The sequence below is a fragment of the Sphingobium lignivorans genome, assembly GCF_014203955.1.
GTDB classification, from domain to species: Bacteria; Pseudomonadota; Alphaproteobacteria; order Sphingomonadales; family Sphingomonadaceae; genus Sphingobium; species Sphingobium lignivorans.
In genome coordinates, this window is sequence record NZ_JACHKA010000001.1 from 3,736,995 (window position 1) to 3,751,378 (window position 14,384).

Below are 14,384 nucleotides of genomic sequence, written 5' to 3' on the forward strand. Positions count from 1 at the left end.
CAGTGCCAGTGCCCAACCAACCTCAGGAGGACAATGTGCAGGATCTCTCTCGCCACACAGCCATCATCACCGGCGCCAGTTCGGGAATCGGTGCGGGCATCGCGCGATGCTTCGCTGCGTGCGGGGCCCGGCTCATCCTCGCGGCGCGTCGTGCCGATCGGCTGGACGCGCTCGCCGAGGAATTGAGCGCCAGCGGTGCGCAGGTCCTGCCACGGCCCACCGACGTGACCATCGAGGAGGATGTCCTCGGGCTTTTCGCCGATGCGGAGGCCTTTTCTCCCGTCACGCTCCTCGTCGCAAATGCCGGCATGGCCATTCATCGCCCCACGGTCGACGTGACGCTCGAACAATGGCGCGCGGTCATCGACGTCAATCTGACCGCCGCTTTCCTATGTGGCCGGGAGGCGCTGCGCGTGATGCAACCGCGCGGACGGGGCCGCATCATCAACGTCGGCAGCCTCTCCGCGCAAATGCCCCGTGCCGATACGATCGCTTACACCGCCAGCAAGTTCGGGCTGGAAGGGCTGACGCGGGCACTGGCCCTGGAAGGCCGCCCGCACGGCATCACGGCCTCGATCATCCATCCCGGCGCGACGATCAGCGAACTCATCGGCGAGCGCTCGCTGCGGGCCAGCGCTTCGCCAACGACGATGGAAGCGCGCCATGTCGCCGAACTCGTCGCCGCGATGGCCGCCGTCCCCGATGAGATAAACGTGCTGTCCACCACGATCCTCCCCATTGCGCAGCCTTATCTCGGCAGAGGCTAGCCGCGGGGACGAGTTCGCGGACTTTAAGGGAGCCTAAAGAAGCGGGATCGCAATGTTGGACCGGCATCGCCGGGCAGACGAGGAAGGCAAACAGAAAACGGCGGGTTCGGCAAGTGCCATCGCCATGTCGCTATGGCTCGGCCGGATCGCCAATCCAACACTGCCTTGTTCATCGCCATGAAAATGGTGCCCGGGGACGGAGTCGAACCGCCGACACTGCGATTTTCAGTCGCATGCTCTACCAACTGAGCTACCCGGGCACGGGATCGTCGCGCGGCCGGTGGCCGGCGGAGAGCGAGCGCTATAAGCATGAGGATGCGAGCCTGTCCACCCCCATGATGCTTAATCTGTGCCTTGCTGGCACCCGGCAACGGAACTGCCGCGCTCGGGGTATCGCGCGAAGAGGCCGCCACGGCCGAATTCGCTTGTGCCGGACTGCTGGCATGGCATGTTCAAGTCCCGGATAATCAAAAGCTTGGGGAGGCTTGCATGGCGCTTTTCGGTACGCGCGATCGCCGGGGGCTAAGCCCGGCGGAGACCAGCGAACCGCGCACGCCGCTGCCGGTGCGCATGGTGGCCAGCGAGGAATATCTGCCCATTGCCCAGACGCCGCAGCAGCGGGAAGCCGAGGCGCGACTCTATGACATGGTGGAGGCCATCGCGCCCCGGCTCGGCATGAGCCGGCGCGATTTTCTCCGCACCACGGCCGGCATGGCCGCCGCTTTCGCAGCGCTCAACGCCACGTTCGGCGGCCTCTTCGCGGTGGGGGAAGCGGAAGCCGCCACGCCGGAAGCTGCGGACGAGCGATCGCGGGCCCTGGCGGGCCAGTTCATCATGGACATGCACACGCATTTCCTGCGGGATGACACGCGGCTGACGAACTTCGTCAGGATGCGCGAGGGCGTCGCCGCGCAAGGCTGGAACCCCGAACTCAGCAAGGCCGGCCCGCAGACGCTGGAGGACCTGAAGTTCGACAATTATTTCAAGGAAATCTATCTCGACAGCGACACCAAGATCGCGCTCATCTCCTCCGCCCCTTCGGACATAGCGGAGGACTGGTTCCTCACCAATCGCCAGATGGCGCAAGCGCGCGAACGTGTGAACCGGGAAGCGGAAACCCTGCGGATGATGAGCCATGCCATCATCACGCCCGGGGCACCCGGATGGCTGGAGGCACTCGATGCCGCGCTCGAGCTGAAGCCCGATTCGCTCAAGGGCTATACGGTGGGCGACAATACCCACAAGGAGCTGGCGCGCTATCCCTGGCGGATGGACAGCGAGGAGACTTATCGCGGCTATGAGAAAGCCGTGAAGGCCGGCATCCGGAACATCTGCGTCCACAAGGGCCTGTGGGGGCGCCAGCTCGACACGCGCTTTCCGCATCTGGCGCCCCATGCCGACGTGCGGGACGTCGCGCAGGCCGCGAAGGACTGGCCCCAGCTCAACTTCATCATCTACCATGCGGCCTATCGGCTCGACGATCCGGACTGGGCGCTAGCCACGTTCAACCGCACGGGCCGCATCGACTGGGTGACGGACCTCGCCGAGATCCCGCAGAGGCATGGCGTCAGCAATGTCTATGCCGACCTCGGGCAGATCTTCGCGCAGACGCTGATCGCGCAGCCCGCCCTTTGCGCCGCGATCATGGGCCAGCTTGTGAAAGGCCTTGGTGCCGATCATGTCTGCTGGGGCACGGATGCCGTGTGGACAGGGTCACCGCAATGGCAGATCGAGGGACTGCGGCGGCTCGAAATACCCGAGGACATGCAGAAGAAGCATGGCTTCGCGCCGCTCGGGCCGGCCGATGGAGCGGTGAAGAACGGCATCTTCGGCGGGAACAATGCGCGGCTCTACAATATCGATATCGCCACAACCGCCCGCGCCCAGCAACATGACCGGTTCAGCCGGCTGAAAGCGGATTATGTCGCGCGCGGGCCGGCGCCTTCAAACCTGCGCTACGGCTACGTCCAGCGCGGATGAGAACGCGCTTGGCTTTGGCGCATGGCCGGCCTGATGTCAGAACCGGCCATGCGCGACTGCATGTTCAGGGATTGCGCTTGAGCACGGCATCGCAGCGACTATTGGTGCCGCTTCCCTTGCCGATCAGATTGCCGGCGAGGGCACCGGCGCCTGCGGCGAGGAGGGATTCGCCGACATTGCCGCCCGCAACGACGGCAGTGCCGCCAGCACCGGCTGCGCCGATGATGGTGCCTTTCTTCGCGCCCTTCTTGCGCTGGATCAGGCAGTAGCGAACCTCGTCGCGATCAGCGGCGGCAGCTCTGGCAACGCGGGCGCGGTCCTTGTCTCCAAGCTTCGTCTCTGCCAGCGCGGGCTGCGTCAGAAGGCCCGCTGCAACGAGCCCGAGCATGATTTTCGCGGTTTTCATCGCCATTCTTCCTTATCGTTCGGAGGCCGGCGGAGGGGCTCCGGCGGACACTCCCGATATTTTACGCCGCAACAGCCTGAAAGTTCCATCGCCCAGGGCGAGGGATAGGCCTATCCCTCATCCATATCGAGGCGGTTCTCCTCCTCGGGCGCGACCGGGACGCGATAGCCCTCGTCCACCCAGTTGATAAGATCGCGGTCGCGGCAGGCGCGCGAGCAGAAGGGCCGGAATTCGGTGACTGTCGGCTGGCGGCAGATCGGGCAGCGCGTCTTAGTGGGCATGGTGCGAACCTGTCTGCATCGTCTCATCAGCGGCCAATGTCACAGCGCCGCCGCGTCGCCGTTCGAGCAGCTTCAGCCAGTCGGGCTGCGCGCGAATGGCGCGAGCGACCGCAGGCGAGACTGTCAGCGTCATGGCCCCTGCGGCACCCTGCCCGCCCTCGAACCGCTCGGCGGCACGCAGGGCAGCCATGGCCGCGGCGCGCACCGGATCGCCCCGCAGCAGCTCGATCAGCGAGGGACGCTCGCGCTTGCGAATGATCTGCACGAAGCCGAAGCCGTTGACGGCCGTGCGTTCGAACGGCAGCGGCAGATATTTGTCGATCTGCGCCGCCGCCACCAGCCGTTCGTCCTTGTTGTTCATGGTCGGCAGGTCGATGCCGATAGAACCGGCGATGCCCATGCGCCGGATCGCCTGCGCAGCGAGCTTTGCGCCCTTGGGCCCGAGCTGCGCCGGCGGCAGGCTGCCGTCCACATCGATGAGCGTCATTGCCGGGGTGGGGAAGATGCGCAGCGCGGCATCCTCGCGCCCAACTTCGCCCGTGGTCGCTTCGGCAATCAGTTCGCTCCAGCCGGCCGCTTCCAGCCGGTCCGCTTCATGGGCTGGGCAGGCCACGATCGGCAGACCCGTCGCAACGATGCGCTGATAGAGGCTCGGCCCCGGCCCGCCTTGCACGCCGGGCAGCGCGATCCGACCCTTGGCGAGCTTCTCGCGCTCCTCCTCCATGCCAGGCTCGCTGATCGCCTCGCGCAGGATCTCGACACGGACCGCCGCGCCTTCCGCCACCTTGGGCGGGATGGGCTCGATCAGCACGAGTTCCCCGCTGTCCAGTCGGGCAATGCCACGTTTGCGCTGGATGAGTGTGCGGATCAGCCGCCCGCCATGCACGCCGCCGGCGCGGGCGCGCGCGTCGTCAGGTTCGATCTGCGCTTCGAGAATGCGGCCCGACCGAACGAGCGCGGCGCGGCTCTCGCCGATGCCTTCCTCATACAGCCAGTGCGGGCCGGCGGGCGCGTCAGTCACAACCATATCCCGCCCCGTTCAGCAGTGTGCGTGTTTCGTAAAGCGGCAGGCCGATCACGCCGGAAGGACTGCCCGAAAGCGCGCGCACGAGCCCGGCCGCACGGCCCTGGATCGCATAGCCGCCAGCCTTGCCGTGCCACTCGCCACTGGCAAGATAAGCGGCGATCTCGTCCGGATGCAGGCGCTTGAACGTGACGGTGCTGGTCGAAAGCTTGTGCCGCGCACGCCCGTCTCCATCGATCAGGGTGACAGCGCTCAACACGCGGTGGCGACGGCCGGAGAGCAGGCCAAGGCAGGTCCGCGCCGTGGCCTCGTCTTCCGCCTTGGGCAGGATGCGCCGCCCGCAAGCGACCACGGTGTCGCCGCTCAGCACCAGCGCGCCGGGATGGCGCGCCGCCACGGCCACGCCCTTCTCCTGCGCCATGCGCGCGGCATAGACGGCGGGCAGCTCGCCCTTGCGGGGGGTCTCGTCGATATCAGCGGGGTCGATGCCGTCCGGCGTCACGCCGATCTGCGCCAGCAGGTCCAGCCGGCGCGGGGAAGCGGATGCGAGAATGAGGGGCATATTGTCGCGTGACAGCAGATCGCGGGGCGAGTGAGCCACCGCGCTGCCGGTCAGCCCTGCGGACCGGGGCCGCCGCGACCGGGCATGTAGCGATAGGTGATGCGACCCTTGGTGAGGTCATAAGGGGTGAGCTCGACCAGCACTTCGTCGCCCACCAGCACGCGGATGCGGTTCTTGCGCATCTTTCCGGCGGTGTGCCCGAGAATCTCGTGGTCATTTTCCAGGCGGACACGGAACATGGCATTCGGCAGCAGTTCCACCACCTGCCCGCGCATTTCGAGTAGTTCTTCCTTGGCCATAATCTTCCAGTTTTTCGCGAATGGCGCCCCATAGCGGCAAAAGCGCCAGTTGAAAAGCAATAGCGCCCCATGGCCGGATTCAGCCGGGCAACGCCTCGATAGCTTGTCCGATCACCGCGAAGGCGCGCACGATCTCTGCGCGCGTCGTGCAATAGGGCGGCATTAGATAGATGGTGTTTCCAAGCGGCCGCAGCAAGAGGCCCTGCGCCAGCGCTTGCGCGCGCAGCGCGGGTGCCACGTCCGAGAGATAGCCGCCATCGCACACGTCGAGATCGATCGCCGCGATGCCGCCGATGCGGCGCGCGTTGCCCAGCCCTCTCAGCCCGGCGAGACTCGCCAATCCTTCATCGAGCGCTGCGCCGAGCGTCGCGATCCGACCCGCGACCTCTCCCTCGTGCCAGATCTTGATATTGGCATTGGCGGCTGCGCAGCAAATGGCGTTCGCAGTGAAACTGGAGGAATGAAAAAACATGCGCGCGCGATCGCGGCTGCGATGGGAGTCGAAGATCGCTTCGCTCGCCATGGTCGCGGCGAGAGGCACGGCGCCCCCGGTCATGCCCTTGGCAAGACAGAGAATATCCGGGGAGATTCCCGCCTGATTGCAAGCGAACAGCGTGCCTGTCCTTCCCCAGCCCGTCATCACTTCATCTGCGATGAACAGCACGTCATGTTGCGCACAAATTTCGCGCGTCGCGCGCAACATCTCAGGAGAATAGATCAGCATGCCGCCGGCCCCGAGCACCAGCGGCTCGACGATGAAGGCGGCCGGCTTTTGCTGCCCCGAACACAACGCCTCCAGCGTATCGAGGCAGGCTTGCCCGGCATCCTCAGTCGGGAAAGGCACGGTCGCGACGTCGAACAGCAGCGGCTCATAGGCCCGGTTGAATATGCCGCGCGCACCGACCGACATCGCGCCGATCGTATCGCCATGATAGCTGTGTTCCATCACGAGGATGCGGTGGCGCGCCTCGCCGCGATTGTGCCAGTGACCCAGCGCCATCTTGAGCGCCACTTCCACCGCCGTGGACCCGCTGTCCGAGAAGAACACGTGATCGAGGCCCGCGGGCGCCAGCTCGACCAGCGATCGCGCCAGCGCTTCCGCCTGCGGATGCGTGTATCCGGCGAAGATCATCTGGTCGAGCTGTGCCGCCTGCGCCGCGATCGCCGCAGCGATGCGCGGCTCGCAATGGCCATGCGTGATGACCCACCAGCTCGCTATGCCATCCAGCAGCCGCGTGCCATCGGCGCATTCGAGCCAGGCCCCTTGTGCCGCAACGACCTGCGGGATCGCTTCCCCAAGACCATGCTGCGTGAAGGGGTGCCAGACCGGCGACCTCATGCCGCCAACCCCATGGCGGCGCGCACGCCGGCAAGGTCGACATGCGCCCGCATCGCTCCGGCGAGCTGCGGCGCATCGAGCGGCTCGATCCGCGGCAGGCGGCCTAAGCTGCGCACGTCGCCCAGCAGGGGCAGCGTGACTTCGTTGTCCGCATGCGGCGCACCGACGAAGAGCAGCCCCGCAATGGCGATGCCACGCGCACGCAACGCCTCAATGCTGAGCAGGCTGTGATTGATGGTGCCAAGGCCGCTCCGCGCGACCAGCAGCACTGGCGCCTTCCAGCGCGCGAACAAATCGATGATCAGCGCGGGGGGATCGCGTCGCAAGGGTACCATGAGACCCCCCGCACCTTCCACGATCAGCGGGCGTGGCGCGGGAAGAGCCAGCCGATCGGGATCGATCCGGCCTCCTTCCCGTTCCGCCGCGAGATGCGGAGAGGCGGGCAGGGCCAGCCGGTGCGCCTCCGGGAGAATATGGGCCTGAGGGACGCCGAGCGCGACGGCCCGCTCGCTGTCCGTGCCGCCCTCCGTCCCGGCCTGTACCGGCTTCCAGTAATGCGCGCCCAGCGCCGCCGCGAGGCCGGCGGCGACCACGGTCTTGCCAATGTCGGTATCCGTGCCGGATATGATCAACACGCCGCTCATGCCGGCTCTGCCTCCAGCGCCGTCCGGAGAGCGTCTCCGAGCGCTGAGACGACTGCCTCGTCGACATTGAGTGTCAGCGAAATCCGCAGCCGGGCAGTCCCGCGCGGCACGGTGGGCGGGCGGATGCCACGCACGTCGAAACCCGCGGCCTGCAGCGCCGCAGCCACGCGCATCGTGCGACCATCGTCGCGCAGGACAAGCGGCAGAATCTGGCTCTCGGGCGGGGGCAAATCCAGCGGCGCGCAGACATGCCGCGCGGCATGGTCGATCAACGCCGCAAGGCGTCCGCGCCGATCGTCGACCTCCCCCATCCGCAGCAAGGCGGCCTGGACCGCCACGGCCATGAGCGGTGAGGGCGCGGTCGAGAAGACGAAGCTGCGGCCGCGATTGACGAGCAGATCGATCACCGGTCGCGCGGCCGTCACCAGCGCGCCTTCAACGCCGAGCCCCTTGCCGCAGGTGTGCAGCACGATCAGGTCCGGGCGCCCCTCGAGCGTCGCCGAGAAGCCTCGGCCGCCGGGGCCGTGCACCGCCGTCGCATGCGCTTCATCCAGCACCAGCATGGCTTCATGCTGCGCAGCAATCGTGGCGAGATCGTCGACCGGCGCCCTGTCGCCATCCATCGAATAGAGCGTCTCGGAAACGATCCACGCACGCCCGCGACCACCCTCCCGCCGCCATGCACGGATCGTGTCATCGAAGGCCTGCGGATCATTGTGCGCAGCAAGGACAGTCCGCGCCCGGCCCAGCTTCATCCCGTCATGCGCGCTCGCATGGATGAGGGCATCCGCGACGACGAGATCGTCCGGGCCGGGCAACCCGGCGAGGATCGCGATGTTCGCGGCATAGCCGGTCGAGAGGAACAGGGCCGCCTCGCTGCCGAAGGTTACCGCAGCGAAGGCTTCCAGCGCCTCGTGCTCGGGCGCGTTGCCCCGCAGCAGGCGCGACCCGCCCGAACCGACCGGCACGTCCCGCGCAATCGCCTTGGCCACCGCCGCCGCGATCACCGGATCGTGCGCCAGCCCCAGATAGTCGTTGGAAGCGAAGTCATGCCCCTTGCGCGGCATCAACCGACGCAGACGCGACCGACGCTCCAACGCCTCGAGCTGATCCTGAAAAGACCTCTGACCGTCCATCGTCATTGCGGCGCTATAGCGACGCGCCTCCCCGCTGCCTACTCGCCCTGCAGCGCGATGCCAAAACAGGAAAGCCCGCCCGGACCGCTGGTCCGGACGGGCTCCCTCCTCTCCCGTTTCCGGGATGTGCGCCGGGTTCTCTTACATCGTCCCGTGCGCCAGCGCGGCGAGCAGCAACAGCGCCACGATGTTGGTGATCTTGATCATCGGATTGACGGCCGGACCGGCGGTATCCTTGTAGGGATCGCCCACCGTGTCGCCAGTGACAGCCGCCTTGTGCGCGTCCGATCCCTTGCCGCCATGATGGCCGTCCTCGATATATTTCTTGGCATTGTCCCATGCGCCGCCGCCGCTGGTCATGGAGATGGCGACGAACAGGCCGGAGACGATCACGCCCAGCAGCAATGCACCCACGGCGGCGAAGGCTTCCGCCTGTCCCGCCACGGCCAGGATGGCGAAATAGACGACGACGGGCGCCAGCACCGGCAGCAGCGAAGGCAGGATCATTTCCTTGATCGCGGCCTTGGTCACGATATCCACCGTGCGGGCATAGTCCGGGCGGGACGTGCCCGCCATGATGCCGGTATTGCTGCGGAACTGCTCCCGCACATCCTCCACCACCGATCCGGCGGCGCGGCCCACCGCCGTCATGCCGAAGGCACCGAACAGATAAGGCAGCAGCGCGCCGAGCAGCAGCCCGACGATGACATAGGGATTGCTCAGGGAGAAATCGACGACCACCTCGGGGAAGTAGAGCTCGAGGTCCGTCGTATAGGCGCCGAAGAGCACCAGCGCGGCCAGCGCCGCCGAACCAATCGCATAGCCCTTGGTCACGGCCTTCGTGGTATTGCCCACCGCGTCCAGCGCGTCTGTGCGGCTGCGCACGTCATCCGGCAGTCCCGCCATCTCGGCGATGCCGCCGGCATTGTCTGTTACCGGGCCATAAGCATCGAGCGCCACCACCATGCCGGCGAGGGCCAGCAGCGATGTCGCGGCGAAGGCAACGCCGATGATGCCTGCGATCTGGAATGTCGCGATCACGGCGATGACGATCACCAGTGTCGGCAGCGCCGTCGCCTCCAGGCTGATGGCAAGGCCCTGGATGACGTTGGTGCCATGGCCTGTCACGCTTGCCTGCGCGATCGAGCGGACCGGGCGGTAATTGGTGCCGGTATAATATTCGGTGATCCACACGAGCAGGCCGGTGACGGCGAGACCGATCAGCATGCACCAAACGAGCGCCCAGCCGGTGTAGCCTCCGGTGCCGTCCAGCTCCGCGCCGATCACGGTATCGAGATCGCCGAGCGCGCGCCATGTCACGTAGAAGATGCCGATGACGGACAGGCCCGCCGTGACCCAGAAGCCCTTGTAGAGCGCGCCCATGATGTTGTTCGACGAGCCCAGCCGGACGAAATAGGTGCCGATGATCGAGGCGATGATGCACACGCCGCCCACCAGCAGCGGCAGGGACATGAGCGCCGTCAGCTCGGCTTCGCTGGCCCGCACCAGCAGCGCGACGGAGACCATGGTGAGGCCGAGCGTCACCACATAGGTCTCGAAGAGGTCGGCCGCCATGCCGGCGCAGTCACCGACATTGTCGCCGACATTGTCCGCGATCACCGCGGGATTACGCGGATCGTCCTCCGGGATGCCCGCTTCCACCTTGCCGACGAGGTCCGCACCCACGTCCGCCGCCTTGGTGAAGATGCCGCCGCCCAGACGCGCGAAGATGGAGATGAGCGAGGCGCCGAAGGCCAGCGCGGTGAGCGCGGCGATGATCGAGCGGTCATTGGGCGCGAGATCGGATGGTCCGGTGAGGAACCAGAAGAGCCCGGCAATGGAGAGCAGCCCAAGCCCGGCCACCAGCATGCCCGTGATCGCGCCGGAGCGGAAAGCCAGCGTCAGCCCGCCCTGCAGCGACGTGCGTGCCGCTTCCGCCGTACGGACATTGGCGCGCACCGAGATGTTCATGCCGACATAGCCGGCCACGCCGGAAAGCACCGCGCCGATGAGGAAGCTCACGGTGGAAAGCGGTGCTCCCATGCCGTCCAGGAATATCCAGATCAGAATGGCAACGATGGCGCCGACGACAGCGATGGCGCGATATTGCCGACCGAGATAGGCCCTGGCGCCTTCCTGAATGGCGCCGGCGATCTCCTGCATCCGGGCATCGCCTGCCGGTGCGCTGAGAACCTGGCGACTGGTCACGAATCCGTAGATCACAGCCAATAGGCCGCAGCCTATGGCGATGAGAACCATAGTCATCGTCAGCAAACTCCCCTGCTTTGCCGGTTTGGGCGCTTGCCACCCTTCTCCGGCTTCTTTGGGGCCGGAGCCTAGAGCCGGCGCCGGTGCCGTCAAGCAGATAAATGGGGGACGGGTTCGCCGCGCTGATTTCGATCCGCTGGGGCAGGGTCGCCGGGGGGAACGCGCGGGCTCACCCGCTTCTATGGCAGATGAGCGCCGACCGCCCGCTCAGCCATGTTCATAGCCCAGCCGGGCCGGGAGCCGAACGGCCTTGCCATCGAGACGCAGGCTCACCCCCTCGCCCCGCTTGCAGTGCCCGACCTGAATGAGCCCGCGCGGCAAATCGCGCTCGCCGGGCAGGGCCATGAGCAGCACATAGTCATCACCCGCCGTCGCTGCCTCCAGCCGGGCCTGAACCGAGCTCCCCCGCAATGCCTCATAGCATGGCGACAGCGGAACATGATTGATCTGGATGGCGCAGTTGCTCGCCTCGGCCATGCGCGCCACATCGATCAGCAGGCCATCGGAGACGTCCATCATGGCATGCACCGTGCCCGCCAGAGACTGGCCAAGCGTCAGGTGAGGCACGGGCACGCGATAGGCGCGCACCAGTTCCGCCGGGCTCGTCTTCCCGGCTTCCAGCAGCGCAAGGCCGGCGCCGGCATCGCCGACGGGGCCGGAGACGCAGATCCGATCGCCTGGACGCGCGCCCGAACGGGAGGGGATGGCGACAGCGTGCGGCACTTCTCCGATCGCCGTGAGGCTGATCGTCCGGGGCGTGCCAGCGGGGAGCGCCACCGTATCGCCGCCCACGATCGGCATGCCGAAGCGGCCGAGCGCGCGGGAAAGCCCCTCCAGGAAACCGCTGTCCCAGCCGGGATCGCCAGCCAGCGCATGATTGAGCATGCAGCAGCGCGGCACCGCGCCCTTCGCCGCCAGGTCGGAGAGATTCACCGCCGCAAGCTTCCAGCCCACCGTCTCGGGCGGGTCGTCGGCACGAAAATGCACGCCCTCGACGATCGTATCGGTGGTGACGACGAGCTGCTCGCCCATCGTGGGAAGCACCGCGACATCGTCACGCAGGCCGCGTGCGGCCGGGTCCGTGGCCATGGCGCGCAGCTGGCGGAGCAGATCCGCCTCGCCGCTCACTTGGGCCGGACCTCCTTCGCGATGGCGTCCAGGAGACCGTTGACGAAACCCGCCTCGCGCTTGTCGTAGAAGGCGTGAGCGACATCGACATATTCGCTGATGACGCTGGGGGTCGGCACGTCGGGCCGGGCGAGCAGTTCGTAAGCCCCGGCGCGCAATATCTGGCGCATCGGCTTGTCCAGCCGCTCCAGCGACCAGCCCTTCGCGAGCCGGCCGGCGACCAGCGCATCGATCTCCTCGCGCCGGGCATCCACGCCCTTCACCACATCGTCGAAGAAGGCGCTCTCGGCGGGATGATAAGTCACATCCTCGATGGTCGCGCCCAGACGATGTTGGTGGAACTCGTGCAGAAGCAGCGGCAGCGGCGTGCCTTCCATGTCCTGCTGGTACAGGGCCTGCACGGCGGCGAGCCGTGCGGCGGAACGGGATTTGGAGCGTGTGGCGTTCATGATCTTTCCTGCCTTACTCTTTCCCGTCCGCCCTGAGTAGGGGGGTGCACCGCGAAGGCCATTGCCGGCCAACCGCCGGGATTGCCCCGGTCCATGCCGAACATGGCCGGCACTGGCTCCATCGGAACGAACGGGACGTGTGGAATCAGCTTTCCTGCCGGGCGAGCCGTACCGCCACGCTGGCGGCATGGGCGGGCAGCCCTTCCGCCCGCGCCATCGCCACCGCGGCGGGACCAATCGCGCCGATCGCGTCCGCATCGAGCTGGAGGAAGCTGGTCCGCTTCATGAAATCCAGCACGGAGAGGCCCGACGAGAAGCGCGCGCGCCGCCCGGTGGGCAGAACGTGATTCGGCCCGGCGACATAATCCCCGATCGCTTCCGGCGTCATTCGGCCGAGGAATACCGAGCCGGCGTGCCGCACCCGGTCGAACAGCGGCTGCGGCTCGTCCACGGCCAGTTCGAGATGCTCGGGCGCCAGCCGGTCGACGAGCGGCATCGCATCCTCAAGCCTCGCGACGTGAATGATCGCGCCATTGGCCTCCCAGCTCTGCCGTGCCCGCGCGCCGGTGGCCAGCACCCCGAGCTGTCGCTCGACGGCCGCCGCCACGGCATCGGCAAAGGCAGCGTCGTCCGTGAACAGGATGGACTGGCTTGTCGGATCATGCTCGGCCTGGCTGAGCAGATCGGCGGCGATCCAGTCAGGATCGTTCTGGCCATCGGCAACGACCACGATCTCGGAAGGGCCCGCCACCATGTCGATACCCACGACGCCGTAGACCTGCCGCTTGGCCTCCGCCACCCAGGCATTGCCCGGGCCGACGATCACGTCGACCGGCGCGATCCTTCCGGTGCCATAGGCCAGCGCGGCGATCGCCTGCGCCCCGCCCACGCGCCAGATCTCGGTCACGCCCGCGATGTGCGCGGCTGCCAGCACGGCCTGATTGAGCTGCCCGCCCGGCGTGGGCGACATCATGACGATGCGCTCCACGCCCGCGACCTTTGCAGGAATGGCGTTCATCAGCAGCGAGCTGGGATAGGCCGCCAGACCGCCCGGGACATAGATGCCGGCTGCTTCCACCGCATTCCACCGCGCGCCAAGGCGAACGCCCGCCGCGTCCGTCCAGCCGCTGTCACCCGGCTTCTGCTTCTCATGATAGGCCGCGATCCGCTCCGCCGCGAGCTCCAGCGCCGCGCGCAAATCCGCGTCGATCGCCTCATAGGCCGCGGCGGTCTGCTCCACGGGGATCGTCCAGCCATGCGCATCGAGATCGAAGCCGTCGAACCGGCCAGTCAGCGCGGCAAGCGCCGCGTCCCCCTGCGTCCGCACCTGCGCGATGATCCCGCGCACGGCCTGGGCCACGTCCTCGTCCGCCTCGCGCCGGGCATTGACGAGCTGCTCGAACGCTTCGGCGAAGCCGGTCCCGGCAACATCCAGCCTAAGCGGCATGGCTTGCCTCCACGGCGGCGCGGAAGCGCTCGACCATCGGCACCAGCTCTGCGGCCCGCATCTTCATGGCGGCGCGATTGACGATGAGCCGCGCCGAAATGTCCATGATGGTGGCCGTCTCGACGAGGCCGTTCGCGCGAAGCGTCGCGCCGGACGAGACGAGATCCACGATCCGGCGCGAGAGGCCAAGCGAAGGCGCCAATTCCATCGCGCCGTTGAGCTTGACGCACTCGGCCTGGATGCCCTGCGCTTCATAATGCGCCCGGGTGAGATGCGGATATTTGGTGGCGACGCGCACATGGCTGGCGACCCCGGGGTCCTCGGGCGGCGCGTCCACGGGCTCGGCGATGGAAAGCCGGCAATGGCCGATCTGCAGGTCGACCGGCGCATACAGCTCCGAATAGCCGAACTCCGCAATCACGTCCGATCCCACGATGCCGATCTGCGCCGCGCCATGGGCGACAAAGGTCGCCACGTCGAAGGCGCGCACGCGAATGATGGAAAGGCCGTCCACATTGGTCGCGAACCTGAGCGCGCGGCTTTCCTTGCGATGGAACTCGGCTTCCGGCTCGATGCCCGCCCGCGCGAGCAGCGGCAGGGCCTCGTCGAGAATGCGTCCCTTGGGAATGGCGAAAGTGATCGGCCGGGTCATGA

The 14,384-nt window shown here is 67.1% G+C and carries 15 protein-coding genes and 1 tRNA gene; 2 read left to right on the forward strand and 14 right to left on the reverse strand.

The annotated features are described in order from the left end of the window. Nucleotides 1-8 precede the first annotated feature (8 nt). Entirely contained in the window at nt 9-767 is a 759-nt protein-coding gene (locus tag HNP60_RS17325; protein WP_338056737.1) for an SDR family oxidoreductase, read from the forward strand. Between the two features lie 184 nt (nt 768-951). Here HNP60_RS17325 and HNP60_RS17330 read toward each other — a convergent pair. After that, nucleotides 952-1,027 (reverse strand) — tRNA-Phe (locus tag HNP60_RS17330). A gap of 229 nt (nt 1,028-1,256) precedes the next feature. Here HNP60_RS17330 and HNP60_RS17335 point away from each other — a divergent pair. Next, the gene (locus HNP60_RS17335; RefSeq protein ID WP_184156144.1) at nt 1,257-2,747 is read left to right on the forward strand and encodes an amidohydrolase family protein; all 1,491 of its coding nucleotides are present in this window, start codon (nt 1,257-1,259) and stop codon (nt 2,745-2,747) included. A 64-nt stretch (nt 2,748-2,811) separates the two neighbouring features. Here HNP60_RS17335 and HNP60_RS17340 read toward each other — a convergent pair whose 3' ends face one another. From HNP60_RS17340 to hisG, 13 genes are all read right to left on the reverse strand, one after another. Then, nucleotides 2,812-3,153, reverse strand: a complete 342-nt coding sequence (locus HNP60_RS17340; protein ID WP_041392179.1) for a hypothetical protein — start codon at nt 3,151-3,153, stop codon at nt 2,812-2,814. 110 nt (nt 3,154-3,263) lie between these two features. Next, nucleotides 3,264-3,434 carry a DNA gyrase inhibitor YacG gene (locus HNP60_RS17345; RefSeq protein ID WP_014077824.1) on the reverse strand — a complete coding sequence of 57 codons (171 nt, stop codon included), beginning with the start codon at nt 3,432-3,434 and terminating at the stop codon, nt 3,264-3,266. Continuing rightward, a complete protein-coding gene (locus tag HNP60_RS17350; protein WP_184156145.1) occupies nt 3,424-4,461 on the reverse strand; it encodes a ribonuclease in 1,038 nt (345 codons plus the stop codon). The genes HNP60_RS17345 and HNP60_RS17350 overlap by 11 nt, the downstream gene beginning before the upstream one ends. Next, nucleotides 4,448-5,020, reverse strand: a complete 573-nt coding sequence (locus tag HNP60_RS17355; RefSeq protein ID WP_014077826.1) for a Maf family protein — start codon at nt 5,018-5,020, stop codon at nt 4,448-4,450. Before HNP60_RS17355 ends, HNP60_RS17350 begins: the two co-directional genes overlap by 14 nt. A 50-nt stretch (nt 5,021-5,070) precedes the next feature. Continuing rightward, on the reverse strand, nt 5,071-5,319 hold the full coding sequence (gene infA, locus HNP60_RS17360) for a translation initiation factor IF-1 (RefSeq protein WP_014077827.1): 249 nt from the start codon (nt 5,317-5,319) through the stop codon (nt 5,071-5,073). A 79-nt stretch (nt 5,320-5,398) separates the two neighbouring features. After that, nucleotides 5,399-6,658, reverse strand: a complete 1,260-nt coding sequence (locus HNP60_RS17365; RefSeq protein WP_184156146.1) for an adenosylmethionine--8-amino-7-oxononanoate transaminase — start codon at nt 6,656-6,658, stop codon at nt 5,399-5,401. Next, nucleotides 6,655-7,302 (reverse strand): dethiobiotin synthase, encoded by a 648-nt coding sequence (bioD, locus tag HNP60_RS17370; RefSeq protein ID WP_184156147.1) that lies wholly within the window; start codon nt 7,300-7,302, stop codon nt 6,655-6,657. Before bioD ends, HNP60_RS17365 begins: the two co-directional genes overlap by 4 nt. Continuing rightward, nucleotides 7,299-8,444: an 8-amino-7-oxononanoate synthase gene (locus HNP60_RS17375; RefSeq protein ID WP_184156148.1), complete on the reverse strand. Its 1,146-nt coding sequence runs from the start codon at nt 8,442-8,444 to the stop codon at nt 7,299-7,301. Before HNP60_RS17375 ends, bioD begins: the two co-directional genes overlap by 4 nt. A 135-nt stretch (nt 8,445-8,579) precedes the next feature. After that, nucleotides 8,580-10,703, reverse strand: a complete 2,124-nt coding sequence (locus HNP60_RS17380; RefSeq protein ID WP_184156149.1) for a sodium-translocating pyrophosphatase — start codon at nt 10,701-10,703, stop codon at nt 8,580-8,582. A 210-nt stretch (nt 10,704-10,913) separates the two neighbouring features. Continuing rightward, a complete protein-coding gene (gene thiL, locus HNP60_RS17385; protein WP_184156150.1) occupies nt 10,914-11,834 on the reverse strand; it encodes a thiamine-phosphate kinase in 921 nt (306 codons plus the stop codon). Then, on the reverse strand, nt 11,831-12,283 hold the full coding sequence (gene nusB / locus HNP60_RS17390) for a transcription antitermination factor NusB (protein WP_014077833.1): 453 nt from the start codon (nt 12,281-12,283) through the stop codon (nt 11,831-11,833). Before nusB ends, thiL begins: the two co-directional genes overlap by 4 nt. 145 nt (nt 12,284-12,428) lie before the next feature. Further along, nucleotides 12,429-13,730 carry a histidinol dehydrogenase gene (gene hisD / locus HNP60_RS17395; protein ID WP_184156152.1) on the reverse strand — a complete coding sequence of 434 codons (1,302 nt, stop codon included), beginning with the start codon at nt 13,728-13,730 and terminating at the stop codon, nt 12,429-12,431. Then, nucleotides 13,720-14,382 (reverse strand): ATP phosphoribosyltransferase, encoded by a 663-nt coding sequence (gene hisG, locus HNP60_RS17400; protein WP_014077835.1) that lies wholly within the window; start codon nt 14,380-14,382, stop codon nt 13,720-13,722. The genes hisD and hisG overlap by 11 nt, the downstream gene beginning before the upstream one ends. Between the last annotated feature and the right edge of the window lie 2 nt (nt 14,383-14,384).

What these genes read in the sequence shown, in the direction of transcription:
- infA (WP_014077827.1), bottom strand. Translation starts at nt 5,319, where the DNA reads ATGGCCAAGGAAGAACTACTCGAAATGCGCGGGCAGGTGGTGGAACTG.
- HNP60_RS17350 (WP_184156145.1), bottom strand. Translation starts at nt 4,461, where the DNA reads ATGGTTGTGACTGACGCGCCCGCCGGCCCGCACTGGCTGTATGAGGAA.
- hisD (WP_184156152.1), bottom strand. Translation starts at nt 13,730, where the DNA reads ATGCCGCTTAGGCTGGATGTTGCCGGGACCGGCTTCGCCGAAGCGTTC.
- HNP60_RS17335 (WP_184156144.1), top strand. Translation starts at nt 1,257, where the DNA reads ATGGCGCTTTTCGGTACGCGCGATCGCCGGGGGCTAAGCCCGGCGGAG.
- bioD (WP_184156147.1), bottom strand. Translation starts at nt 7,302, where the DNA reads ATGAGCGGCGTGTTGATCATATCCGGCACGGATACCGACATTGGCAAG.
- hisG (WP_014077835.1), bottom strand. Translation starts at nt 14,382, where the DNA reads ATGACCCGGCCGATCACTTTCGCCATTCCCAAGGGACGCATTCTCGAC.
- HNP60_RS17375 (WP_184156148.1), bottom strand. Translation starts at nt 8,444, where the DNA reads ATGACGATGGACGGTCAGAGGTCTTTTCAGGATCAGCTCGAGGCGTTG.
- HNP60_RS17365 (WP_184156146.1), bottom strand. Translation starts at nt 6,658, where the DNA reads ATGAGGTCGCCGGTCTGGCACCCCTTCACGCAGCATGGTCTTGGGGAA.
- nusB (WP_014077833.1), bottom strand. Translation starts at nt 12,283, where the DNA reads ATGAACGCCACACGCTCCAAATCCCGTTCCGCCGCACGGCTCGCCGCC.
- HNP60_RS17355 (WP_014077826.1), bottom strand. Translation starts at nt 5,020, where the DNA reads ATGCCCCTCATTCTCGCATCCGCTTCCCCGCGCCGGCTGGACCTGCTG.
- HNP60_RS17345 (WP_014077824.1), bottom strand. Translation starts at nt 3,434, where the DNA reads ATGCCCACTAAGACGCGCTGCCCGATCTGCCGCCAGCCGACAGTCACC.
- HNP60_RS17380 (WP_184156149.1), bottom strand. Translation starts at nt 10,703, where the DNA reads ATGACTATGGTTCTCATCGCCATAGGCTGCGGCCTATTGGCTGTGATC.
- HNP60_RS17340 (WP_041392179.1), bottom strand. Translation starts at nt 3,153, where the DNA reads ATGAAAACCGCGAAAATCATGCTCGGGCTCGTTGCAGCGGGCCTTCTG.